Origin of the sequence: Lacticaseibacillus manihotivorans DSM 13343 = JCM 12514, assembly GCF_001435035.1 — a bacterium.
Taxonomy (GTDB): domain Bacteria; phylum Bacillota; class Bacilli; order Lactobacillales; family Lactobacillaceae; genus Lacticaseibacillus; species Lacticaseibacillus manihotivorans.
This window is the reverse complement of sequence record NZ_AZEU01000302.1, coordinates 1-22,210: the sequence shown is the minus strand read 5'-3', so window position 1 is coordinate 22,210 and position 22,210 is coordinate 1. Positions and strand designations below refer to the sequence as shown.

General features: G+C 47.5%; 21 protein-coding genes. 15 read left to right on the top strand and 6 right to left on the bottom strand.

The window, feature by feature from the left end; genetic code table 11:
• Positions 1-239, top strand: a 239-nt coding sequence (locus FD01_RS16350) for a hypothetical protein (RefSeq protein ID WP_162257373.1), incomplete at its 5' end; no start/stop codon positions are given.
• 47 nt (positions 240-286) lie between these two features.
• Here FD01_RS16350 and FD01_RS14590 read toward each other — a convergent pair.
• Positions 287-1,420 (bottom strand): GGDEF domain-containing protein, encoded by a 1,134-nt coding sequence (locus tag FD01_RS14590; protein WP_056965040.1) that lies wholly within the window; start codon positions 1,418-1,420, stop codon positions 287-289.
• 148 nt (positions 1,421-1,568) lie between these two features.
• Here FD01_RS14590 and FD01_RS14585 point away from each other — a divergent pair, with 148 nt between their 5' ends.
• The gene (locus FD01_RS14585; protein WP_056965037.1) at positions 1,569-2,099 is read left to right on the top strand and encodes a ClbS/DfsB family four-helix bundle protein; all 531 of its coding nucleotides are present in this window, start codon (positions 1,569-1,571) and stop codon (positions 2,097-2,099) included.
• Between the two features lie 110 nt (positions 2,100-2,209).
• Positions 2,210-2,764 carry a hypothetical protein gene (locus FD01_RS14580; protein ID WP_056965035.1) on the top strand — a complete coding sequence of 185 codons (555 nt, stop codon included), beginning with the start codon at positions 2,210-2,212 and terminating at the stop codon, positions 2,762-2,764.
• Between the two features lie 51 nt (positions 2,765-2,815).
• Here FD01_RS14580 and argH read toward each other — a convergent pair whose 3' ends face one another.
• The 4 genes from argH to FD01_RS14560 all read right to left on the bottom strand — a co-directional run bounded on the left by argH (position 2,816) and on the right by FD01_RS14560 (position 7,668).
• On the bottom strand, positions 2,816-4,201 hold the full coding sequence (argH, locus tag FD01_RS14575; protein WP_056965033.1) for an argininosuccinate lyase: 1,386 nt from the start codon (positions 4,199-4,201) through the stop codon (positions 2,816-2,818).
• Positions 4,194-5,423: an argininosuccinate synthase gene (locus FD01_RS14570; protein ID WP_054716801.1), complete on the bottom strand. Its 1,230-nt coding sequence runs from the start codon at positions 5,421-5,423 to the stop codon at positions 4,194-4,196. Before FD01_RS14570 ends, argH begins: the two co-directional genes overlap by 8 nt.
• A gap of 44 nt (positions 5,424-5,467) precedes the next feature.
• On the bottom strand, positions 5,468-6,910 hold the full coding sequence (locus FD01_RS14565; RefSeq protein ID WP_056965032.1) for an ABC transporter substrate-binding protein/permease: 1,443 nt from the start codon (positions 6,908-6,910) through the stop codon (positions 5,468-5,470).
• An 86-nt stretch (positions 6,911-6,996) separates the two neighbouring features.
• Positions 6,997-7,668: an alpha/beta fold hydrolase gene (locus FD01_RS14560; RefSeq protein WP_056965030.1), complete on the bottom strand. Its 672-nt coding sequence runs from the start codon at positions 7,666-7,668 to the stop codon at positions 6,997-6,999.
• A gap of 257 nt (positions 7,669-7,925) precedes the next feature.
• Between FD01_RS14560 and yycF the strand changes: the two genes are divergently transcribed.
• The 6 genes from yycF to FD01_RS14530 all read left to right on the top strand — a co-directional run bounded on the left by yycF (position 7,926) and on the right by FD01_RS14530 (position 15,495).
• On the top strand, positions 7,926-8,636 hold the full coding sequence (yycF, locus tag FD01_RS14555) for a response regulator YycF (protein ID WP_056965028.1): 711 nt from the start codon (positions 7,926-7,928) through the stop codon (positions 8,634-8,636).
• 350 nt (positions 8,637-8,986) lie between these two features.
• Positions 8,987-10,891, top strand: a complete 1,905-nt coding sequence (gene walK, locus FD01_RS14550) for a cell wall metabolism sensor histidine kinase WalK (protein ID WP_056965026.1) — start codon at positions 8,987-8,989, stop codon at positions 10,889-10,891.
• Entirely contained in the window at positions 10,881-12,242 is a 1,362-nt protein-coding gene (locus FD01_RS14545; protein ID WP_054716807.1) for a YycH family regulatory protein, read from the top strand. The genes walK and FD01_RS14545 overlap by 11 nt, the downstream gene beginning before the upstream one ends.
• A gap of 11 nt (positions 12,243-12,253) precedes the next feature.
• On the top strand, positions 12,254-13,051 hold the full coding sequence (locus FD01_RS14540; protein WP_056965024.1) for a two-component system regulatory protein YycI: 798 nt from the start codon (positions 12,254-12,256) through the stop codon (positions 13,049-13,051).
• A 3-nt stretch (positions 13,052-13,054) separates the two neighbouring features.
• Entirely contained in the window at positions 13,055-13,873 is an 819-nt protein-coding gene (locus tag FD01_RS14535; RefSeq protein WP_191981533.1) for an MBL fold metallo-hydrolase, read from the top strand.
• 197 nt (positions 13,874-14,070) lie between these two features.
• Entirely contained in the window at positions 14,071-15,495 is a 1,425-nt protein-coding gene (locus FD01_RS14530; protein ID WP_056965021.1) for a S1C family serine protease, read from the top strand.
• Between the two features lie 11 nt (positions 15,496-15,506).
• On the opposite strand, the gene FD01_RS16220 is transcribed toward FD01_RS14530, so the two are convergent.
• On the bottom strand, positions 15,507-15,839 hold the full coding sequence (locus tag FD01_RS16220) for a hypothetical protein (protein WP_152164617.1): 333 nt from the start codon (positions 15,837-15,839) through the stop codon (positions 15,507-15,509).
• Positions 15,840-15,996: 157 nt separating this feature from the next.
• On the opposite strand from FD01_RS16220, the gene FD01_RS14525 reads away from it, so the two are divergent.
• From FD01_RS14525 to FD01_RS14500, 6 genes are all read left to right on the top strand, one after another.
• Positions 15,997-16,383: an iron-sulfur cluster biosynthesis family protein gene (locus FD01_RS14525; protein ID WP_054716810.1), complete on the top strand. Its 387-nt coding sequence runs from the start codon at positions 15,997-15,999 to the stop codon at positions 16,381-16,383.
• 165 nt (positions 16,384-16,548) lie between these two features.
• Positions 16,549-16,983, top strand: coding sequence for an Hsp20/alpha crystallin family protein (locus FD01_RS14520; RefSeq protein WP_054716813.1), 435 nt, complete (start codon positions 16,549-16,551; stop codon positions 16,981-16,983).
• A 553-nt stretch (positions 16,984-17,536) separates the two neighbouring features.
• Complete coding sequence (gene opp3b, locus FD01_RS14515) at positions 17,537-18,466, top strand: oligopeptide ABC transporter permease (protein ID WP_054716816.1); 930 nt, start codon at positions 17,537-17,539, stop codon at positions 18,464-18,466.
• On the top strand, positions 18,466-19,476 hold the full coding sequence (locus tag FD01_RS14510) for an ABC transporter permease (RefSeq protein ID WP_056965019.1): 1,011 nt from the start codon (positions 18,466-18,468) through the stop codon (positions 19,474-19,476). The genes opp3b and FD01_RS14510 overlap by 1 nt, the downstream gene beginning before the upstream one ends.
• Before the next feature lie 13 nt (positions 19,477-19,489).
• Positions 19,490-20,539, top strand: coding sequence for an ABC transporter ATP-binding protein (locus FD01_RS14505; protein ID WP_056965017.1), 1,050 nt, complete (start codon positions 19,490-19,492; stop codon positions 20,537-20,539).
• Entirely contained in the window at positions 20,539-21,495 is a 957-nt protein-coding gene (locus FD01_RS14500) for an ABC transporter ATP-binding protein (protein WP_056965015.1), read from the top strand. Before FD01_RS14505 ends, FD01_RS14500 begins: the two co-directional genes overlap by 1 nt.
• Positions 21,496-22,210 lie beyond the last annotated feature (715 nt).

The window sequence follows — 22,210 nt, the reverse complement described above, 5'->3', positions numbered from 1 at the left end:
TCAACCAGTTAAGGGCAAATGGTTATCCGCAAGCCGAACTGACGCACATCAGCAAGATCATCCGCCAACAGGATTTCTTGTTCGATGCGCCGACTTACACCATGACCTTTCGCCAACTTGATGATCAGGCGCTGTATACTGTGTCTGAAGGCCAAACCACTCAAAAGCATTGGACCATCACCTTAGAGCGGCGGCTCGGTGGCGTTGATGTCTGGCAAAACCCGAAAACCTTAAACTAAAAGCTTCCGCATGATTTGATTTTAAGTCATGCGGAAGCTTTTTGCCGTTAGTGGACCAGTTGCCCGCGAATCGTGGCGACATCGCGGCCGTTATTTTTAGAAGTATACAAGAACGCATCGGCCCGGCGATAAAGATCTAGGTAGTTTTTATCATCAGCGGTAGCGCGATCTTGTCCCAGTGAAATCGTTAAATGCAAACACTGGTCATCGAAGCGAAATTCCAACCCATTGAGTTCATGGCGCAGTTGTTGAGAAATTTCTGTGGCGCGTTGGTAGGATTCCACCACATCAAACAAGAGAATGGAGAATTCTTCACCACCAGTCCGGTAGACTTTGGCCCGATATTCCCAAGTCCCGGAGAGTTGTTGCAAGTGTTTGGCGACTGCTTTCAAGACTTCGTTGCCAGACAAATGCCCGAATTCGTCGTTAATGGCTTTGAAGTGGTCGACATCAAAGGTGTATAGCGAGTAAAGCTCATTGTGATCTTGATAGCGTTCAAAGGCGGCTTGTAAGTCTTTGTCGAACTGGCCAAAATTCAACAAGCCAGTCAACGAATCGATCGCCGCTTCTTTTTTCAACTGCCGATCGTTGAGCACACGGGAGTTGAACTGCCAGTTGGTTTCCCACAAGACAAATTCCAGCAATAAATACCCGCCTAATAAAAACGGCCAGCCGACATCGATACCATCCAGCGCTTGATAGTTCGCCACATAAGCAGGAATCGCAAATAAAAAGCCAAACGGATAATATAACCAGCGCTTCATTGTCAAAGGCCGCGCAAAGCGATGCGCCACCACGGTCAAGATCATCGGGAAAATCACCCACCAAGCTTGATGCCAGTCCATCATCCAAATAAACCAGCTACCACCGATGAGCATCATGGCGATCGTCATCGAACGGGTGCGGGTGGATAACAAGGCATAAAGCATCGTGATCAACTGAAAGTTTAAAAAGGTCCAGCCATAGCCGACCGGGTGGCCTGCATTGGCGATGTTGAGGAGTGAATCCACATGAAAAAACAGCAAGAATGCTGCCGTCAAGCTGATCAACGTGGCGTTGCGGTGGTGCACGATGAAAGACTGACGTTTGGTTTGTTCGATCCAAACATATAACCAAATAAAGCTGATCAAAATGATCAAGTTCGCCATAAACGTGACCAACCGTAAACCCCAGATCTCCATCTTGCACCTCTTTTTTAAATGCATAATTGGGGCTATCATACCATAAACCCTGAAATAATATTATAGGATTCGCCTTGTATTCTGGCCAACTCTGACCGAAAATGGAAGTGTAGGCAGGATTTTTGGACTTGAAGAGGAGATAACAACAATGGTTAAGCCTCAAACAAGACAGGAGCTACTGATTGCTTCACGGACAAAATTTGATGAATTAACAGAATTGATCAATGCCTTGCCCGCTGCAAGCAAGACCAAAGAATTCAGTTTCAAAGGCCGCGACCGCAACTTACGCGATATCTTGGTGCATCTCAGCGCATGGCAGGCTTTGTATCTACATTGGAGCACTACCAACTTAAAAGGCGAACAGCGCGTGCGCTTTTTGCCTAAAGGCTACACTTGGCAAACCAGCAGCAAGCTGTCTGAACAATTGCGGCAATTGAATCAAGACCTCAGTGTCGATGAGGCGTTCAAGCGCCTGCAAAATACGCATCGTAAAATGATTCGCCAATTCGAATCTTTGCAACAAGAGCAATTATTTACCCATAACTTCTTTAATTGGACTGGGTCTTCGACGTTAGGTGATTATGCCAGTTTGTTCTCGGCAGAACGCTATGAATGGGCGATCCGCCGCTTACAACACTTCCGTCATGACTTGGCACAAAAACCATTAGTGACTCAATAAGTGATCTCTAGAGTTGAAACGCCATTGCGTTTCAACTCTTTTTACTTGCCTTCCAGAATTCTTCACAGGTCTTTGCTATACTGCGGCTATTCTAATTCCTGGAGGCTGAGATGTTAGAACTGCTATTCCTGTTATTCGTTGGATTGGAACTGGTAACGATCGTCATTTACCTGCGTTTGCAAAAGCATGTGAATCAAAAGTACCCGTCATTGCGTCAACCGGTGCAGACGACGCCATTTGAGAAGTGGCGCACACAACACCACGTGATCGATAGCCTCAGTAACTATTCGCAAGCCCCGTATCAACAAACCAAAGCGATCGGGCGCTGGCTACTGCTCATGTTTGCGTGTTTGGGCGGCTGTGCGGCGAGCTTTTTGGTGTCAGATTTCGTCAACTGGCCAGCATTTATTTCTCCTATTGGCTTATTGGTGAGCGCCTTCGGTTTAGCGCACGCCCAACGCCGCAATTTAATACTACAACTGCCAGCATGGCAGGCGCTCATTGAACATGATCCAGATCTTGCGGCAAGCTTTGGGGTGACTGAAGACAAATTGCCTCAGCTGAAATTGCGGACCACCAAGCTGATGAATTTACATTGGATATGGTTGTTGGCGGTGACTTTTTTGGTGATCGCGATCATTTGCGCCATCAGTATAAAATTCTGATCATGCCATGCAAAAAGCCTCAAATCGACGTCGATTTGAGGCTTTTTCAGCTTACGCGTGTTGAGCAAGGATACCTTGCGCGCGTTTGACTTCTTTTTTCACATTGGAAACTGCAGTGCCACCTAAGCTAGTGCGGCGGTTGACGGCAGCTTCAGAAGACAGTTCGGTGTAAACATCTTCCTCAATTTGTGGGGCGGCTTGTTGTAATTCAGCCAGCGGCATATCTTGAAGTGAGGTTTTGGTTTGAATGCCTTTGAGCACGAGTTCCCCGACGATCTCATGGGCTTGGCGGAATGGGACGCCTTTAGTGGCAAGGTAATCGGCCAATTCCGTGGCGTTGGAGAAGTCGTTGATGGTGGCGTCATGCATTTTTTCAGGATGGACGGTCAATGATTCGATCATTCCAGAGAAAATATGCACGGAGCCTAAAATGGTATCAAAGGCATCAAAAATTGGTTCTTTGTCTTCTTGCATGTCTTTGTTGTACGCCAGTGGGATGGCTTTCATGGTGGTCAACAAGCCCATCAACGCGCCATAGACCCGACCCGTCTTACCGCGGGTGAGTTCAGCGAAGTCGGCGTTTTTCTTTTGTGGCATGATCGAGCTGCCAGTAGAGAAGGCGTCAGACATTTCGATGTAGTTGAACTCGTAAGTGCACCACAAGATCAGTTCTTCAGCTAAGCGCGACAAGTGTTGCATCAAAATCGCAGCGTTGGATAAGAATTCCAAGGCGAAATCACGATCAGATACCGCATCTAAGGAGTTGTGATAAACCGCATCGAATCCCAGTTGTTCGGCAACGAATTCACGATCGATCGGGAAAGTGGTCCCAGCTAAGGCAGCCGCGCCTAAAGGCAAGATGTCAGTGTGCTTTTGGTTGAATTCAAAACGTTCATAATCGCGCTGGAACATTTCGAAATACGCTAACAAGTAATGCCCATAAGTGATCGGTTGTGCATGTTGCATGTGGGTATAGCCTGGCATGATGGTGCCGGCGTGCTCGTCGGCTTTTTCCACCAAGACACTTTGCAAATCGCTGATCGCGGATTTGATTTCCGGCAAGCGATGCTTCAACCACAAATGCAAGTCAGTGGCTACTTGGTCGTTACGTGACCGAGCGGTGTGGAGCTTGCCAGCCACAGGGCCGATCAAGTCAGTCAGCATACTTTCCAAGTTCAAATGGATGTCTTCGTTGGCAATGGTGAAGTGCAACTCACCGGCATCGAGTTTTTGTTGCAGTTGGTGTAAGCCGTCAGTGATCGCATCCGCATCTTTTTGTGGAATGATGCCAGTTTTGCCTAACATCGCCACATGCGCTAAGGAACCTTCGAGATCTTCATGCGCCATGGCTTGGTCGAATCCAATCGAGGCGCCGAACTTGTCGACCCAAGCCGCCGCTTTCTGGGTGAACCGGCCGCCCCATAGTTTATCAGTCATTGTTTACCTTATCCTTTGCTTGAGAGTGTACATGGTTGACTTGTTCGTAAACTGTTGCAGGCAAGGTCCATAACTTGATGAAACCAGCGGCTGCTTCTTGATCAAAGGAGTCAGCAGATGTATAAGTAGCGAGGTTTTCATCATATAAGGAGTTAGGGGACTTACGAGCAACTGCGGTGACGTTGCCTTTATAAAGCTTCATCTTGACCACACCGTTGACGTTCTTTTGAGTTTCATCAACGAAAGCCATCAAAGCGTCAAACAATGGGGTGATCCACTTAGCTTCATAGATCATGCTGGTGATTTGTTGTTCGATCAATGGCTTGTAGTGGGCGATGTCGCGTTCCAACGTCAAGTTTTCCAATTCGTGGTGAGCAGTCATGATCACTGCAGCACCAGGCGCTTCATAAACTTCACGCGACTTGATGCCGACCATCCGGTTTTCAATTTTATCGATGCGGCCGATGCCGTTGTCGCCAGCGACTTTGTTCAAGTTCTTGATCAACGTGGCCAAAGGCATTGGGGTGCCATCGATGGCAACAGGCAAGCCTTTTTCAAAAGTCAGATCCAAAAAGACGGGTTCGTCAGGTGCTTCTTCAGGAGAAACGCTCATGCCCCAAGCATCGTCAGGTGCTTGGTTCCATGGGTTTTCCAAAATGCCGGCTTCGTTAGCCCGGCCCCAAAGGTTGCAATCGATGGAGTATGGGGATTTCTTGCCGATCGGCACTGGGACGTTGTGTTCTTTGGCGTAGTCGATTTCTTCTTCACGAGACCAGTGGAAGTCACGAATTGGGGCTTCGATTTCAAGATCTGGATCCAAGGCGTGGATCGCGGCTTCAAAACGCACTTGGTCATTGCCTTTACCCGTAGAACCATGGGCGATGGCAGTGGCACCATGATCATGGGCGATCTTGACTAAGTGGTCGATGATCAAAGGCCGGGATAAGGCAGAAACCAAAGGATAGTCGCCTTCATACAAGGCATTTGATTTGATCACAGGGGCCACATACTTGTCAGCAAATTCATCTTGGGCATCGATGGCATAAGATTCAGAAGCGCCAACTTCCAAAGCCTTCTTTTGAATGAAGTCCATGTCTGTGCCTGGTTGGCCGACGTTTAAGCAAACGGCGATGATTTCGTCATAGCCTTTGTCTTTGAGCCAAGGAATAGCAACAGAAGTATCCAAACCACCGGAATAAGCCAATACGATTTTTTTAGTCATGAGAAAATCCTCCTAGAATTTTTTAACAAGTATTAACAGATCAATTAAGCCATGCGACGTTCAACAAACCCTAATGCCCGGGTAAGAATGAAGGTCATGGCGAAGTAGATCAACGCGACGATCATCATTGGGAAGAACGGCTGGAACGAAGCGCCTTGAACGGTAGAGCCTTCAAACATCAATTCTGACGCGCCGATCACAGATAACACGGAACTTTCCTTGATATCTGTGACGAATTCGTTACCCAGTGCTGGCCAAATGTTCTTGATGGCTTGTGGTAAAACTACATAACGCGTGGTCGCGCCACTGGATAAGCCTAACGAACGGGCAGCTTCAGTTTGACCGATCGGCACTGAGTTCAAACCAGAACGGATGATTTCAGCGACATAAGCCCCAGAGTTGATGCCCATGGCAATCGCGCCGGCAGTGAAGGCGGAAAGACTTAAGCCTAAGACTTGAGTCCCGAAGAACACGATGAAGGCTTGAACCATCAAAGGCGTGCCGCGGATGAATTCCACGTAGACGGCGCTGATGGCTTTTAAGATCCAAAGCTTGGAGCGACGCATCAAGGCTAAGATCGTGCCTAGCACCGTCCCGGCGATAACCGTCAACAGCGCGAACAGCAAGGTGTTCAAAGCCCCTTTCACAAAGAAGCCGCTGTATTTCGCCCAGAACCCTTGGGATTGGTTTTGCAAGGTGTAGGCTTGATCCAAATATTTCTTCCACAAGCCTTGTTTTTGCATCGACTTGATGGATTTGTTGATTTGAGTGGTCAACGCGGTGTCACCTTTTGGTAAGGCAACAACGGTAGGACTAGCTGATGTGGCAAAATGGGGATCGACCATCATCAACGATTTGTTCTTTTGCACATATGCGCCGGCGATGATGGAACTCATGACCCCAGCGTCGAGCTTATTATAGGAAACTTGGGCAACGACGTCATTGGCTTTTTGCAAACTGTGGATCTTAGCGCCTGGCAATTGGGCTTTGGCGATCGCTTCTTGCGTGGTTTGCTTTTGGGCCCCAACGGTTGCGCCTGAGAAGTCTGCGACGTTTTTGTACTTGGACTTGTCTGACTTGCGGATGACGACGATTTGTTTTTCATACATGTAAGGCTTGGAGAAGTTGACTTGCTTAGCCCGTTCAGGGGTTTTGGACATCCCAGAGATGACCATATCAACTTTGCCTGTTTTCAAGCCGCCGATCAAAGCATCAAAGCCCATTTCTTTGATCTGCAACTTGACGCCCATGTCCTTGGCAATTTTCTTGGCTAAGGAAACATCAGCGCCGACGATTTTATCTTGTCCATCGACTGTCGCGTGAAATTCCAGCGGCGCATAGTCGGCGGATAACCCGACAGTGATGTACCCGCGGTTTTTGATCGCCTGTACGCGACTAGTGGCCGCATCTACTGGATGCACGCTACCGGCTACGATAAAGGCTAATAACGCGATTAACGCGAACGCCCACCGTTTCAAATTTTTCATATCCCGCCAACTCCTAAAAGTGAATTTTTATTGAATATATACCCAATTGGCGGAATATGCAAGCTTTTGTGTAAAAAATACAAAAATTATTCAGTGCGGTACGGCTGCAAGAACGCCGCAATGTAATGGTAGAAAGTGGTGTTATCCTTCACGTAATCGCTATGCGACGCGCCTGGCACGATGCGTAAAATACTTGTCGGAATGGCGCTGGCGATTTCAACGGTTTCAGATTTTTTGACCACATCTTTTTCACCGGCGATCACAAAGGCTTGTGCAGTGATTTGATGCAAGGCTTTGGTTGAGATATGCGGCTCATTCAACATTAAGCTCAGCAATGGGTCATGTTTGCGCCAGTTGGTGGCCCGCACCCCGAAGCGGATCGGCGCTTTGATGCCTTGAGGCGTGAGGTTGCCACCAGCCAGTACTACTTTGTGAACGAGAGCGGGGCGTTGGCTGGCGATCAGCATCGACACGATCGCGCCATCTGAAAATCCGACTAAGGTGATATTTTTAAGTTGTAAGGCGTCAGTGAAATTCATGATGTCGTCAGCCATCAATTGATAAGAAAGCGGCACATCATGTTGGCTTTGGCCGTGATCACGGGAATCAATGGCATAAATGGTGTAATCGCTGGCGAGTTTGGTTTGCAGATCCGTGAAGATGGTGTGGTCTTCACCGTTGCCATGCAGCAAGATCAGCGGAGCGCCGATCCCGGCTTGGGTATAAAATAAGCGGATCTGATTGACTGTAATTTCCATAATGTCCCTCCGATAGCTGTATTGTACAACCATGCGGCAAGTGATGCGAATTCAAACTTTGGGGCAGATTGCGATCAGCGGTGAAATTTAATCTGTCAGCACTGAGCGGGTCAACTTGAGTCAGCGAAAGCTTTCAGCCGGTTTTGCAAGCAATTCAGAAGCTTAAAAATCGGCGTAAAGATAGAAGCTTTTTGCCCCAGGACCAAGAAACCGTTATAATGGAGTCAATATGACCGAACCTGAGGAGGGCCTATTGCATGGCAAAGAAGATCCTAGTGGTTGATGATGAAAAACCCATCTCTGATATCGTGAAATTCAATTTAACTAAAGAAGGCTACGAAGTCGTTACCGCTTATGACGGTGAAGAAGCACTAGCCAAAGTTCAAGAAGAAGATCCTGATTTGATTATTTTGGACTTGATGTTACCTAAAATCGACGGCTTGGAAGTGGCGCGCCAAGTGCGCAAAGACCGCGATACGCCGATCATTATGTTGACAGCCAAAGACTCTGAAATCGATAAAGTCTTAGGCCTAGAACTTGGGGCGGATGATTATGTCACCAAGCCATTTTCAAACCGGGAATTGGTGGCGCGGGTCAAAGCAAACCTGCGTCGGCAATCGGCCAATCAACAAGCACAAGAACCAGATGATGAGAATAAAGATCTCACTGTTGGCGATTTGACGATTCATCCAGATGCCTACACCGTATCTAAGCGTGGTGAAAAAATCGAGTTGACCAACCGCGAATTTGAACTCTTACATTATTTGGCCCGCCACTTAGGCCAAGTGATGACGCGTGAGCATTTATTGCAAACGGTTTGGGGCTATGACTACTTTGGCGATGTGCGGACGGTTGATGTGACCGTGCGGCGGTTACGCGAAAAAATCGAAGACGCGCCATCGCATCCAGAATGGTTAGTGACGCGGCGTGGCGTGGGCTATTATTTACGTAACCCAGATGCTGAATAAAACGCTTTGGGGCAGGGCATGCGTGCCCTGCTCTTTTCGCTATTAGGCGGTTTGCCATTATCAAAGGCAGCATGCAATCACGGACGTCTATTGAACCAATAAAGCTGTCTAAAATGGCATCCACGGTAAAAAAGATTGCTGGAAGACCAAAAGGCGGAGGTGAAATCGGCACCAGCCGTCGAACCGTTGTTAGGGGTTTACCCCTTACAACGGCGCAGAAGCAAAGCTAACTCGCGGGCTTTGCGAGTTAGCTTTGCTTCTGCGGACTGCGTTCCGTGCCGATTTCACCGGAGTCTTTTGGTCTGGAAGCAAGGATTTTTCCAGTATCCCACTTATGTTTAGGAGTTCCAATGAATAAGAAGATCCGCTTTTTCCAATCGATCCACTTTAAAATCGCGCTAGTGTTTATCCTGTTGCTGTTAGTGACCGTGGAGCTCATTGGCGCGTATTTTGTGCGGTCATTGGAACAGCAAAATGTTGAAACCTTTAAAACCAGCTTGAATGTGGACACGTATATCCAAAACAAGTTGGAAACTGATTTAATGCGGACGGATACGAGTGCCGCCAATTCAGATATTAAAACGACGATTTCCCAAGCAGAAATCGCCAATTCCGCGGAATTGCAAGTCGTTGATGCCAAAGGCACGATTCGCGCCAATTCCAACATCAACGATCAATCTGATGTGGGGCAAAAATCTGCTTCAGGCAACGTGAAGTCCGTGCTGTATAATGGTCAGATTTTTGAAGGCTTTCAATATGGCAGTGCGACTGGCTCAACTTATTCCAAAATCATCCCCTTGAAAAATCCGAATGCCACAGGGGATGGCAGTTCCGTTATCGGGGCCATTGTGATTTCGGCATCTATGGACACGGTTTATTCAAACATCAATAAAATCGTGCGCATTTTCTTGTTCGCTTCGCTGATTGCCGGGTTATTAGCGGCGATTTTGGCGATCGTCATTGCCCGGGCAATCACGCGGCCGATCGATGAAATGAAAAAACAAGCGATTCGTATGGCGCGTGGCGATTATTCCGGGCAAGTGCGGATCTATGGCCAAGACGAATTGGGCCAATTAGCCGTTGCCGTCAATAACTTGTCGGTGCGCGTTGAAGAAGCCCAAGAAGCCAGTGAAGCCGAACGTCGCCGGCTGGATTCCGTGTTAGCGCATATGACCGATGGTGTTATCGCCACTGATCGGCGTGGAAATGTGATCATCATCAACGAAACTGCGCTAGATATGCTCAATACCCGCAATGAAGATGTGATCGGCTTATCGATTTTAAAGCTGTTTAACATTGTCAAAGACTACACCTTGCGTGATTTGTTGGAGAATCAAGAAGAACTGTTACTCGACTTCTCCCAACAAAGCGATCATGATTTGATCTTGCGCGTCGACTTTTCTTTGATCCAGCGCGAAACCGGCTTTATTTCCGGGCTTGTGGCAGTGCTGCATGATGTTACCGAACAGCAGAAAAATGAACGCGAACGTCGCGAATTTGTTTCAAACGTCTCGCATGAATTGCGGACCCCGTTGACGTCGATGCGCTCTTATATTGAAGCGTTAAATGACGGGGCGTGGAAAGATCCTGAAATCGCGCCGCAATTTTTGAAGGTCACCCAAGAAGAAACCGATCGGATGATCCGCATGATCAACGACTTGTTGAGCTTGTCGCGGATGGATTCTGGGACCTCTAAGATCGAACTGGAAACCATCAACTTAAATGAGTTCTTCAATTATATTTTGGATCGGTTTGACATGATGTTTAAAACCGACAATGAAGCCGCGGGATCTGATAACAACCGGGTTCAGCCACTGCCTTCAAGCCGCAAGAAGCATTATGTGATCAAGCGCGAAATCACCAAGCGCGATTTATGGGTGGAAGTCGATCAAGATAAGTTCATGCAAGTGATCGATAACATCATGAATAATGCGATCAAATATTCACCAGATGGCGGGACCATCACCGCGCGGTTAGTCGAAACCCATAATCACGTGATTTTGTCGATCACCGACCAAGGCTTGGGGATCCCAAGAAAAGATATCAGCAAAGTCTTTGATCGCTTTTACCGGGTGGATAAAGCCCGTTCTCGGCAACAAGGTGGGACTGGCTTAGGCTTGGCGATTTCCAAAGAAGTCGTTGAAGCCCTCGGTGGTCGCATTTGGGTCGACTCACAAGAAGGCAAAGGCAGTACCTTCTCGATATCCTTGCCTTATGAACCATTAGACGAAGGAGATGATTGGGATGAAGCTTAGTGGTTGGTTTTTACGCATCGGCTTGATCTTAATGATCGCCTTGAGTTTGGTGTTGTCTTGGGTGATTTGGCAAAACCCCTCACGCCTTGGGCATCAACAAGCTGCCGTCACCGTCATCAAAAAGTCAGATAAAGACACGACGAAAAATATCGGGACGGTTTTGGCGCCGACGAAAGCCTATTATCAACACGCCAATACCAAACAATTATTGTTTACACCTGATGACGATGTGATCACGAATTTGCGCGATACCGTGAAAAATTGGCAGATTCGATCCGTCACCGCTGGCGGGAAGTTGACCACCAGTGAATACAATGCCTTATTGGCGAACAACGAAACCTTGCAATTGGTGTATCCGGATATGGTGGCTTACAAGTTATTCAATGGCAATTGGTTTAAAGATGGCGCCAAAGCGGCGAACTTCAATTTTGATCGGATCGTGATCAGTTTGGGGACGCATCCAGATACAATGGTATTTGTGAATGACCGCACCCGCGCGATCCACACCGCAACGCTGAAAAAGCACAGTTTGCAAAAGCTACAAAGCCAAATCGACGCCGCGACGACGACCAGCTTTTCCGTGCAAGAATTACGGTTGAGCAATGGTCGGCAAGTCAGCGACTTTACTGATGCGATCCAAGTGCAGCCTTATGTGTATTTGTTGGATCAACAATCCGCCAACCATTATGTGTCCTTGTTGATGCCGGCGACCCAAACCAGTACTGTCGATGCCCGCGAACTAGGCTCTGATACGGTTTATACTGCTGGTACCGATTACCGCTTGACGTTAAATCAAGATACGCAAGTGATGCAATTTGATGATGCCTCATCAACCAATAATGCGACGAACTTGGCGACGAACTTGCAAAAGTCTTATACCGCACTAAGTGATTTGGATCTGTTGGGGATGAACAGCATGCGCTATTATCGCTACAACAAAACCACACGTATGGTGACGTTCCGCTCTGTGGCGCAAGGCTTGCCGATTTTCAACTCAGATTATTATGGGCGGGTGACGGTTGCCGATACCGATTCTGGGCGACAAATGTTCTTTTCCACCAATAATTTGACCGTGCCGATCCCCACCTCCCAAGCGAAAACCACGCTGCCAGCCACGCAAGCGGTGATCGATCATATCACCAGCGTCGGCTACAGTGAATCTGCCATCGAAGATATCGCGTTAGGGTATCATTGGGTCAAGCAAAACGAAAACTCGCAAGTGGTGACCTTAAAGCCGACTTATTTTGTCGAAATCGGTGGGCACTATCGGCGCTACAATAAGTGGCTCGGCCCAAGTGCGGACAAGCAAGCCAGTGCCACTACTGTCGTGGCCACGCATGAGCAACAATAGGAGGTGAACCCATGGATTTTAGACGGATCGAATGGATCTTTTTGGTCGTATTTGCCGCAGTGAATATTTTCTTAGGGATCAGCTTTTATCAAAGCCAAGCAGTCGACCAAGCAGTGAGCGAATCCACCACCGGTGAAATCGTGGCGGATATTCAACGCGATCAAATCAAATTGCCGAGTCTTTCAACGAAAACCCCAACTGGTGGGTATTTGGCCTCACAACGCAACACCGCGCTATACAACAACCGCGAACAGCTGATCGGCCAAACCTTGAGCTTTAACAACGGGACGTTGACCAGCAACTTAAACTCACCAATCGCCGTGAAAAAAGCGCACGCCGTCGCCACCATTAAAAAGTGGCTGCAGGCGTCTAGTAACGTGATGTTCGGCAATCAATATCAATATGCTGAAAGTCTGTCATCGAATAACACCTATGTTTTTTGCCAGCAGATCCAAGGGCACAAGATCTATGATAAGCGTGCGCAAATCACCTTTACCGTGTCTAACAATAAGTTGGTCTCTTACAAACAAACGTATATCGCCAAAATGTCTGTGTTGAAAAGTAATGTAGAGCTGACTTCTGCGCGTGATGCGGTGGTGACGTTATATAAAGACAACGAAATTGCCAATGGGGCGAAAGTCGATTGGGTCGAGTTGGCGTATAATTATTTACTCGACACCAAAGGCAGTACGGTATATGTGCCGACTTGGTTTGTCGGCGTCCAAAATCAAGGCGCCAAAAGTGTTACGATTAAGAAGTTGAATGCGATCACCAAAACTGTGATGAAAGATCGCACGAATGAAGAATAGAGGATTAATTTGGTGACAGAAGATTTTGGCATGCGCGTCAGTGTTTTGGCGAGCTCAAGTTCAGGCAACGCAACTTATATTGAAACGCCGCAACATCACATTTTGATCGATGCTGGTTTTTCTGGTAAAAAACTCCAAGCCTTGATGCAAAGTGTCGGGCGTGATTTAAAAGACGTCGACAGTTTATTTTTAACGCATGAACATACGGATCACTCCAAAGGCGTCGGCGTGTTGACCCGGCGTTATCCCGATATCACCCTTTATGCCAATCAGTTGACCTTAGAAGCGTTGCCGCAATCCATTGGCAAATTGCCAGCTGATCAAGTCCAAGTGATCGAACCTGGACAAACCATGAGCTTAGGGGATTTGGATATCGAAGCGTTTGCGGTGTCTCATGATGCCGCCCAAGCGCAGTTTTATCAAGTGCACCACGATGATAAGGCGTTTGCGATCGTGACGGATACCGGTTATGTGTCCGATCACGTTGCCGGGACCATTCGCGACGCCGATGCTTATGTGATGGAATGCAATCATGATGTGGAAATGTTGCGGATGGGGCCATATCCGTGGCCATTGAAACAGCGAATTTTAAGCGATACTGGGCATTTATCCAATGAAGATGGGGCCAATGCCATCATGGACGTGATCGGCACGCGCACCAAGCGGATCTACTTAGGTCATTTGTCGCCGCATAACAACATCAAAGCGCTGGCACATATTACTGTCGCGAACATGTTGAAGGAACAAGGGCTGCCAGTTGGACGTGATTTTGATATTTATGATACCGATCCTGCCATCGCCGATCCCATGTTTACCGTGTAAAAAGTTGACCGAAGGCAGGCCTTGCTTGCATAATTAAATTAGCCATAGGAGCGGTTTGGCCAGTTGGTCAAGCCGCTTTATTAGTGATTGACCGGATACGGTTTCAGGACTTCTGCGCAAAAAGGTCATAAATTCATCAAATCCACTTTGTAGGATAGATAGTGTAAACAAGAACGATTCGATTGGAGGATTAGGTCATGGATAATCAATCACACAACTTTCAAGAACAACAGCCTGATCAAAAGCCACAAAAGCCTCACAACGGTTTGAAGCAAACCGCCATTGTGGCTGTGGTCGCGGCAGTTATTGGTGGTGGTGTTGGCGGTGGGGCAGCATATTTTGGCTTAAAGAACGCTGCTGAATCTAGCTTAGGCGTCACGTCAACTTCACAAAAGGCAGGGACGACGCAAGTTTCCAATGTCTCAGTGAAAGAATCTAGCTCAAGCACAACGGCGGCTGCGAAGGTCAAAAACGCAGTCGTCTCAGTGGTCAATTTGCAAAAGGCCCAAAGCACTTCCAGTGGTTTGGATGATTGGAGCGATTATTTTGGCTCCAGTGATTCAAATGGCTCGTCGAGTTATGGGTCAGATTCTTCAGGCTCTGATACCACCAGCGGGGCGACGACTAGCGGCGACTCCAGCAGGTCATCATCCAGTTCTTCAGATTCCTCTGACCTTGAGGAATACTCAGAAGGCTCTGGGGTGATCTACCAAAAGAAAGATGGCAAAGCCTATATCGTCACCAACAACCACGTGGTCGAAGATTCTGACGCCTTGGAAGTCATTTTGTCTGATGGGACCAAAGTGACGGCTAAAAAAGTCGGCACGGATGCGACAACCGACTTAGCCGTGTTATCCATTTCTGCTTCTAAAGTCACCACTGTTGCCAGCTTCGGCGATTCCAGTGCCTTACAAGCAGGCCAAACGGTTTTGGCCATTGGATCCCCACTGGGCTCACAATATGCTTCTTCAGTTACCCAAGGGATCGTCAGTGCCACTAGCCGGACCGTTGATGTGACCGATGAAGATACCAACCAAACCGTTGGCCAAGAAACCGTTATTCAAACGGATGCGGCCATCAACTCTGGGAACTCCGGTGGTCCATTGATCAACTTGTCAGGCCAAGTGATCGGGATCAACTCGATGAAGCTGTCGAGTTCAAGTTCTGATTCCTCTACTGCTACTATTGAAGGCATGGGCTTTGCCATTCCAAGTAACGAAGTGGTGTCCATTATTAACCAACTGGTTGAAAATGGGAAAGTGGTCCGGCCTGCTTTAGGCGTTGAGATCCGTGACTTATCCAGTGTCACTGCTAGTCAACAAAGTTCGGTTTTGAAGTTGCCAACTAGCGTTACTGGCGGGGCCGTTATTGCCGGCTTCACCAGTGGGAGTATCGCCAAGTCTGCTGGTTTGTCCAAGTATGATGTGATTGTGGGCATCGATTCGGATAAAGTGACCGGCGTTGCCGACTTGCGCACAGCGTTGTATAAACACAACGTCAACGATACGGTGAAGATCACGTATTATCACCAAGGCACTAAGAAGACGACCAACGTCAAACTCACTGAAACCACAGATAGCTTGTCGAGTTCCGATAGTTCGAGCACGTCGAGTTCTAATTAACCGAGTTGCCCTCAACGTTGAACGTTGAGGGTATTTTTGTGGCGAGTTATCCCCTGAAATTTTGTCAAGTGTGGATAGTGATTGGGAATAACTAACCAGTTCACCTGTGGATAAGTCTGTGGATACTGTTCATAACTAGGCTGAGCGGTTGTGGGTGAGTTTTTCCCCAAGATGTGAACAACCTGTGGATAAATAAAATTCAACAACAAACGAACGTCTGTACGGCCAGTGCTGACGCGGCTTCCAGCGTTTGAAAATGGAATCATTGCGAAAATGAACGCTGTGGATAAGCCCGCTTGTAAAATAATTCTCTTGATTTTTTTATCCCAGTTATCTGGTGTCATGAAAAAAGCTCGACACCAGATTTAGGGGGCGAACATACTCTCGTGTGGATAAAGGGTGGGGATGATTGGTGCAAGGTGTGCATGATTGACAAGTTGTGGGTAATTTGCTATACTAATGTTAGTGAATGAGTTGTGTGCAATCTATAGGAGGCCTATGATGAACATTTCGATCAAACCAGCAGCAGTTGACTATTTGAAGGCTCATACGACAAACCAAACGCATTTGTTTTTGGCATTAGATGACGGCTCCAGCAAGTATTCTCAGCTTGGTGGGACCTGTGCGATCGGGAACAAATTCCAAATCGTCGAAAGTCCAGTCGCTGACGCCGATTATGCAATCACGCTAGACACTGATAGTGACTTGTCGCTGACCACAGGTGAAGAAGAAGAAATGTATTTAGGCCACGGCTTGGTTTTAGATTTCCAGCAAGCCTCATTGGTTTTACGTGACGATTCCGGGATCTTGGATGGCGCAGTCAACATCAGCCAACCTGTTGTGCTCACGGCAGAAATGCAAGCTGCGATGGGCGACAAGATCTGCTAAAAGCATAAGCAATCAGGGATTTGTGAGTGGTTTTTCGCCGCTCACAAATTTTTTTCAAAAAAGTTTTAGCACTCTATTGACGAGAGTGCTAAAACAGACTATAGTATATTATGTAAACAAGAGGTGGTGGCAATCACCACCAATGAATGAAAGGAAGTCTGTTGTATGGCTAATGAAATGATGCGTCGTAATGACTGGTTAGAGGATCCGTTTTTCGATAACTTGGGGCGGCGGTTCTTCGACGGCTTCTTCCCAGCAAACGCAACGGAACAAAATTTAAAGACGGATATCAATGAAACGGATGATGCCTATGTGGCCAAGATCGATATGCCTGGCATCAACAAAGACGATATCAAGTTGAACTATCAAGAAAATGTGTTGAGTATTTCCGTGTCTAAGGCTGATTTCAATGATCATCAGGATAAAGACGGCAATACGTTGATGAGCGAGCGCAGTTACGGGTCCATGAGCCGCAGCTTCCGTTTGCCAAATGTTGATGAATCAAACATCAAGGCGCAATACACCGATGGCGTGTTGACCATCAACTTGCCAAAGCTGACGGAAACCGCTGAAGCCAACCATCAAATCGATATCGACTAACCTTAATTAAACAGTCATGCTTAGCTTAAAGCACCGCGACAATTTTGCCGCGGTGCTTTTTGTTTTGGGTCGGGATGCCAAGTATGGGACTGAAGGTGTCATAACTCTGTGGATATGATGAGCAGCGCATCCAGACGATGATCGATTTTTGACGACATTGGTCATCAGTGGTGGACAGTTGTATTTCGAACAAAGAAATTTTTTTCGAGACAAGTGGCGAAAACCGTCTTCTAAATAACGAATATGAGCCAATAATTTGAAATCGATGATGCCTGTGATCCTTGATATGATGGGAAAACATACTGGATTGAAACTGATGAAAATGACACTTACCCATCATGACACAAGCAAACTTTTACCTTTAAATGGGGAGAATCCTATTTACTTTAATGCGTTTTTAATGTAAAGTATGACCATTAAGCCAATACGACTATTGTTGGGTCGCACGGCTACCGGCGCATTACCTGTTTCATGTTGTTGATCCACAAGGCAGTGCCGTCAGCGTGATTGTTGGCGGCATCTGTTTATTCTATGACAGATAGGAGTCATATCCATGGTCAAATATGTCTTGAAGCGGATCGGGTTTTTGATTCTCACGCTGTTCTTGGTTGCTTCCATCACGTTCTTCTTGATGAAGCTGTTACCAGGGACGCCATTCAATAACCCTAAGATCCCAGCAGACCAAATCGCACAATTGAAGGCCCAATACGGGTTGGATAAGCCGGTTTGGCAACAATACTTAGTTTATATTTTAGGGGTGGCTCATGGTGACTTCGGGACCAGTTATCAGTTCACCGGCCAAACGGTGTCTTACTTGATTTCTTCTCGGGTCGGCCCATCCCTACAACTTGGCGCACAAGCGATGGTCGTTGGGACCTTGCTTGGGATCTTACTGGGTGCCGTTGCGGCCATCCGCAAGAACACTTGGGTCGATTCAGTCGCTACGATTTTTGCCATCATTGGCCGCTCCATTCCAAACTTCGTGTTTGCGGCTTTGCTGCAATACTTCGTCGCTTACAAGTGGGGTTTGGCACCAGTGGCTTTATGGGAAGACGGCTTCTCCAGTTCCGTTTTACCAACGTTAGCCTTAGCCATGGCGCCGCTGGCCAACACCGCACGCTTCATGCGGACGGAAATGGTCGATGTGCTCAGTTCTGATTACATCGAACTGGCCCGTTCTAAAGGCGATTCCAAGTGGCAAGTGGTTGCGCGCCATGCGCTGCGTAACTCCATGATCCCGATCGTCACCATCATCGGCCCAATGGCGGTCGACTTAATGGTTGGTTCCATGGTTGTGGAAAACATTTTTGCGATCCCTGGTATCGGCGAACAGTTCGTTAAGTCCATTACGACTAACGACTATCCGGTGATCATGGGCCTGACCGTCATGTATTGCTTCATGTTGACGGTGGTCATTTTGATCGTTGATATTTTGTACGGATTCATTGATCCTCGGATCCGACTCAGTGGGGAGGCTAACTAATGGCAGATTCTAAAATCAAACTGTCACCTGACGCGTTCAAGCCAGCCCACGTCAGCGCTGACGAAAAAGAAAAAATCGCCACTCCGGCGTTGACCTTTACGCAAGATGCGATTCGGCGTTTAAAGCAAAACAAAGCTGCGATCATCAGTTTCTGGATCTTGGTTTTCATTTTTGCCGTGTCGATCATCACCTTGTTTGTGTCACCACACAATCCAAACACGCAGAACTTGAATTATACTTACCTGCCGCCTAAGTGGGGCAACTTGAACATTCCATTCTTTAATGGGAAACAAGGCGGCGTCGATATGTACGCCCAAAACAATGTGCCAAAAGGCGTTTACTTCTTGTTAGGCACCGATTACCTCGGTCGTGATTTGTTGAGCCGGATTTTTGTCGGCACGCGGATCTCCTTGGAAATCGCTGTGATTGCCACTTTCTTTGACCTCGTGATCGGGGTTGGCTATGGCATCATCTCCGGCTGGAAAGGCGGCACCACTGATACCATCATGCAACGTGTGATCGAAATCATTTCGTCTGTGCCTAACTTGGTTGTCGTCATCTTGATGCTGTTAGTCTTTAAACCTGGGATGACTAGTATCATCGTCGCCATTGCCATCACTTCTTGGATTACGATGGCGCGTTTGATCCGGGCGCAAACCTTGCAGTTGAAAGATCAAGAATTCATTTTAGCGGCTCGAACGCTTGGTGAATCCAGTTGGAAGATCGCCATCAAGCATTTGGTGCCTAACTTGAGTTCCACGATCATCATTCAAACCATGTTCACCATTCCAACGGCGATTTTCTTCGAAGCCTTCCTGTCATACATTGGGATCGGCTTACCGGCACCAACTGCCAGTCTTGGGACCTTGTTGAACGATGGGCAAAAAGCCTTACAAACTCAGCCTTACTTACTGGTTTATCCTGCCATCGTCATCGTTGTGTTGATGTTAGCCTTCAACTTATTAGCTGATGGTTTACGTGATGCCTTCGATCCGAAGAGCTCGCATTAAGGAGGGGTCGAAAATGGATAGAATTTTAGATGTTAAAGATTTAGCCATCGACTTCGCCACTTTTGCTGGTCCCGTGCATGCGATCCGCCATGTCAACTTCCACTTGGATAAAGGGGAAACTTTGGCGATCGTTGGGGAATCTGGCTCTGGGAAGTCTGTTACCATGCGGACGGTCATGGGTTTGTTGGCCAATAACGCCAGCATCACTTCTGGTGAAGTCTTGCTTGAAGGCGACGACATTCTCAAGAAGTCTGAAAAAGAAATGAGCGCCATGCGTGGTAACGATGTCGCCATGATCTTCCAAGATCCCATGACCTCATTGGATCCAACCATGACCATCGGCAAACAAGTCGCTGAACCACTGTTGCTTCATAACGATATTTCCAAAAAGGCGGCGTTAAAAGAAGCAGTCCGCACCTTGGAACTGGTTGGGATCAACGATGCTGAAAGTCGTTTGAACGATTATCCGCACCAATTCTCTGGCGGTCAACGCCAGCGGATCGTTATCGCCATTGCCATCATCAACCATCCCAAGATTTTGATCGCTGATGAACCAACCACGGCGTTGGATGTGACGATTCAAGCGCAGATCATTCACTTGTTGAAAGACTTACAAACGAAAATCGATACTGCGATCATCTTCATCACTCATGACTTAGGTGTTGTGGCTGGGATCGCGGATCGGGTTGAAGTTATGTATGCCGGCAAGATCATCGAATATGGTGATGTGGATGAAGTTTTCTACAACCCACAACATCCATACACATGGGGCTTGCTTGAAGCGATGCCAACGCTTGAAACCAAGCGCAGCCGCTTGTTCGCCATTCCTGGGACCCCACCAGATTTGTTGGATCCACCGAAGGGCGACGCCTTTGCGCCACGGAATCCTTTTGCCATGCAAATCGATACTGAACAAGAACCCCCATTTTTCCAAGTGTCACCAACGCATTTTGCGGCCACTTGGTTATTGCATCCCGATGCACCAAAAGTCGACGTGCCTGATGAAATCAAGCGTCGTTGGGGCATTTGGGCAGCGAAGCACCCAGCTAAGGAGGCGGACTAATGACTGACAAGAAAAAAGTTCTGGTTCAAGTCAAAGACTTGGTCCAAACCTTTAACGCCGGCAAGAAAAATGAAGTCAAAGCGATCCAAGATGTGACCTTTGACATTTATGAAGGCGAAACCTTAGGGCTGGTTGGTGAATCCGGTTCTGGTAAAACTACCACAGGACGTGCGATCATTCGCTTGTACGACCCAACCAGTGGTGAAGTGCTGTTTGAAGGCAAGGATATTGCCAAGCTGAAAAACGGCTCTAAAGAAATGTTGGATTTCCGCCGCCAAACGCAAATGATCTTCCAAGATCCATATGCCAGTTTGAATCCCCGGATGAAAGTTAAGGATATCATCGCTGAAGGCTTGGACATTCACCATTTGGTCAAGTCTGAAAAAGAACGCGATGATCGTGTGGCTGAATTGCTGGAAGAAGTTGGCTTAAACGCTGATCACTCCACGCGTTATCCGCATGAATTCTCCGGTGGCCAACGTCAGCGGATCGGGATCGCTCGCGCGCTTGCTGTTGAGCCAAAGTTCATCATCGCTGATGAACCGATCTCAGCGCTGGATGTTTCCATTCAAGCGCAAGTGGTCAACTTGATGAAAGATATCCAAGACAAACAAGGTCTGACTTATTTGTTCATCGCCCATGATCTGTCGATGGTTAAATACATCTCTGATCGTATCGCCGTGATGCATTATGGCAAGATCGTGGAATTAGCCAGCTCTGATGAAGTGTACAACCACCCATTGCACCCATACACTGAAAGTTTGTTATCTGCGATCCCTGAACCAGATCCAGATACTGAACGCTTACGTGTCCCGATTCCATACGACGCTTCTAAAGTCGAAGATGATCGCCCACGTAAAATGGTTGAAGTCTATCCTGGACACTTTGTTTTCGCGGCTGACGACGAAATTCAAGGTTACAAAGACGCTGCGGCGAAGGCCCACGCTAACGACTAGGTCAAAATCGATTTATCCGGCAGTGACACGGTCATTGTAAAACAAGCGCCCAGCGCTGCCGGTTGCTGGGCGCGTCCCATTTGACCATGGAATGGACTAGGAGTGATCCTGGTCTATTTTTGTGCCCAGAGCTTTGAGAAACGCTTTTAGCCGACCAGGTAGCCTAGCTTGGGGCTTTGAGGCGCACTTTGCCTCGAAGTTCCAAGCGTAGCTAGCTGTGTCGGCGTTGTTTCTCAAAGCTCGACGCTGTCAGAACGGTCTTGGCTCGGCGTCTTAAGCAAGCTATCCGCAGGTGCGTTGCTTGAAAAAGCTCGACGATGTTCCCAGAGCATTTTGAAACGCTTTTAGCCGACCAGGTAGCCTAGCTTGAGAAAACTCGACGCTGCCCAGAATGCGATCAACTACTGATACAACCACAACTTTTCTGGTCGTAATTGCCTTGTTTTGCTTAAAATAAACAGGATTTAAAGCTGTTTTCAGCTAAATATCATTCTATTTAACATTTATTCTAGAATAAGCTTGAATTAATGCCGTGATTGGCCTATACTTATTCCATCATGAAGAACTGAATAGCCTTGCTCACTCGACCAGGCGCTTAAGCGTAGTTCGAGACGACCCGTACACAGAGGTGCAAACCTGCTGTTGTGCGGGATTTTTTTATGGAAATTTGTCAACTGGTGTTGAAGGATAGTTTTTATCCCTTGAAGGCCTTCCC

What these genes read in the sequence shown, in the direction of transcription:
- FD01_RS14590 (WP_056965040.1), bottom strand. Translation starts at nt 1,420, where the DNA reads ATGGAGATCTGGGGTTTACGGTTGGTCACGTTTATGGCGAACTTGATC.
- FD01_RS14585 (WP_056965037.1), top strand. Translation starts at nt 1,569, where the DNA reads ATGGTTAAGCCTCAAACAAGACAGGAGCTACTGATTGCTTCACGGACA.
- FD01_RS14580 (WP_056965035.1), top strand. Translation starts at nt 2,210, where the DNA reads ATGTTAGAACTGCTATTCCTGTTATTCGTTGGATTGGAACTGGTAACG.
- argH (WP_056965033.1), bottom strand. Translation starts at nt 4,201, where the DNA reads ATGACTGATAAACTATGGGGCGGCCGGTTCACCCAGAAAGCGGCGGCT.
- FD01_RS14570 (WP_054716801.1), bottom strand. Translation starts at nt 5,423, where the DNA reads ATGACTAAAAAAATCGTATTGGCTTATTCCGGTGGTTTGGATACTTCT.
- FD01_RS14565 (WP_056965032.1), bottom strand. Translation starts at nt 6,910, where the DNA reads ATGAAAAATTTGAAACGGTGGGCGTTCGCGTTAATCGCGTTATTAGCC.
- FD01_RS14560 (WP_056965030.1), bottom strand. Translation starts at nt 7,668, where the DNA reads ATGGAAATTACAGTCAATCAGATCCGCTTATTTTATACCCAAGCCGGG.
- yycF (WP_056965028.1), top strand. Translation starts at nt 7,926, where the DNA reads ATGGCAAAGAAGATCCTAGTGGTTGATGATGAAAAACCCATCTCTGAT.
- walK (WP_056965026.1), top strand. Translation starts at nt 8,987, where the DNA reads ATGAATAAGAAGATCCGCTTTTTCCAATCGATCCACTTTAAAATCGCG.
- FD01_RS14545 (WP_054716807.1), top strand. Translation starts at nt 10,881, where the DNA reads ATGAAGCTTAGTGGTTGGTTTTTACGCATCGGCTTGATCTTAATGATC.
- FD01_RS14540 (WP_056965024.1), top strand. Translation starts at nt 12,254, where the DNA reads ATGGATTTTAGACGGATCGAATGGATCTTTTTGGTCGTATTTGCCGCA.
- FD01_RS14530 (WP_056965021.1), top strand. Translation starts at nt 14,071, where the DNA reads ATGGATAATCAATCACACAACTTTCAAGAACAACAGCCTGATCAAAAG.
- FD01_RS16220 (WP_152164617.1), bottom strand. Translation starts at nt 15,839, where the DNA reads ATGACACCAGATAACTGGGATAAAAAAATCAAGAGAATTATTTTACAA.
- FD01_RS14525 (WP_054716810.1), top strand. Translation starts at nt 15,997, where the DNA reads ATGAACATTTCGATCAAACCAGCAGCAGTTGACTATTTGAAGGCTCAT.
- FD01_RS14520 (WP_054716813.1), top strand. Translation starts at nt 16,549, where the DNA reads ATGGCTAATGAAATGATGCGTCGTAATGACTGGTTAGAGGATCCGTTT.
- opp3b (WP_054716816.1), top strand. Translation starts at nt 17,537, where the DNA reads ATGGTCAAATATGTCTTGAAGCGGATCGGGTTTTTGATTCTCACGCTG.
- FD01_RS14510 (WP_056965019.1), top strand. Translation starts at nt 18,466, where the DNA reads ATGGCAGATTCTAAAATCAAACTGTCACCTGACGCGTTCAAGCCAGCC.
- FD01_RS14505 (WP_056965017.1), top strand. Translation starts at nt 19,490, where the DNA reads ATGGATAGAATTTTAGATGTTAAAGATTTAGCCATCGACTTCGCCACT.
- FD01_RS14500 (WP_056965015.1), top strand. Translation starts at nt 20,539, where the DNA reads ATGACTGACAAGAAAAAAGTTCTGGTTCAAGTCAAAGACTTGGTCCAA.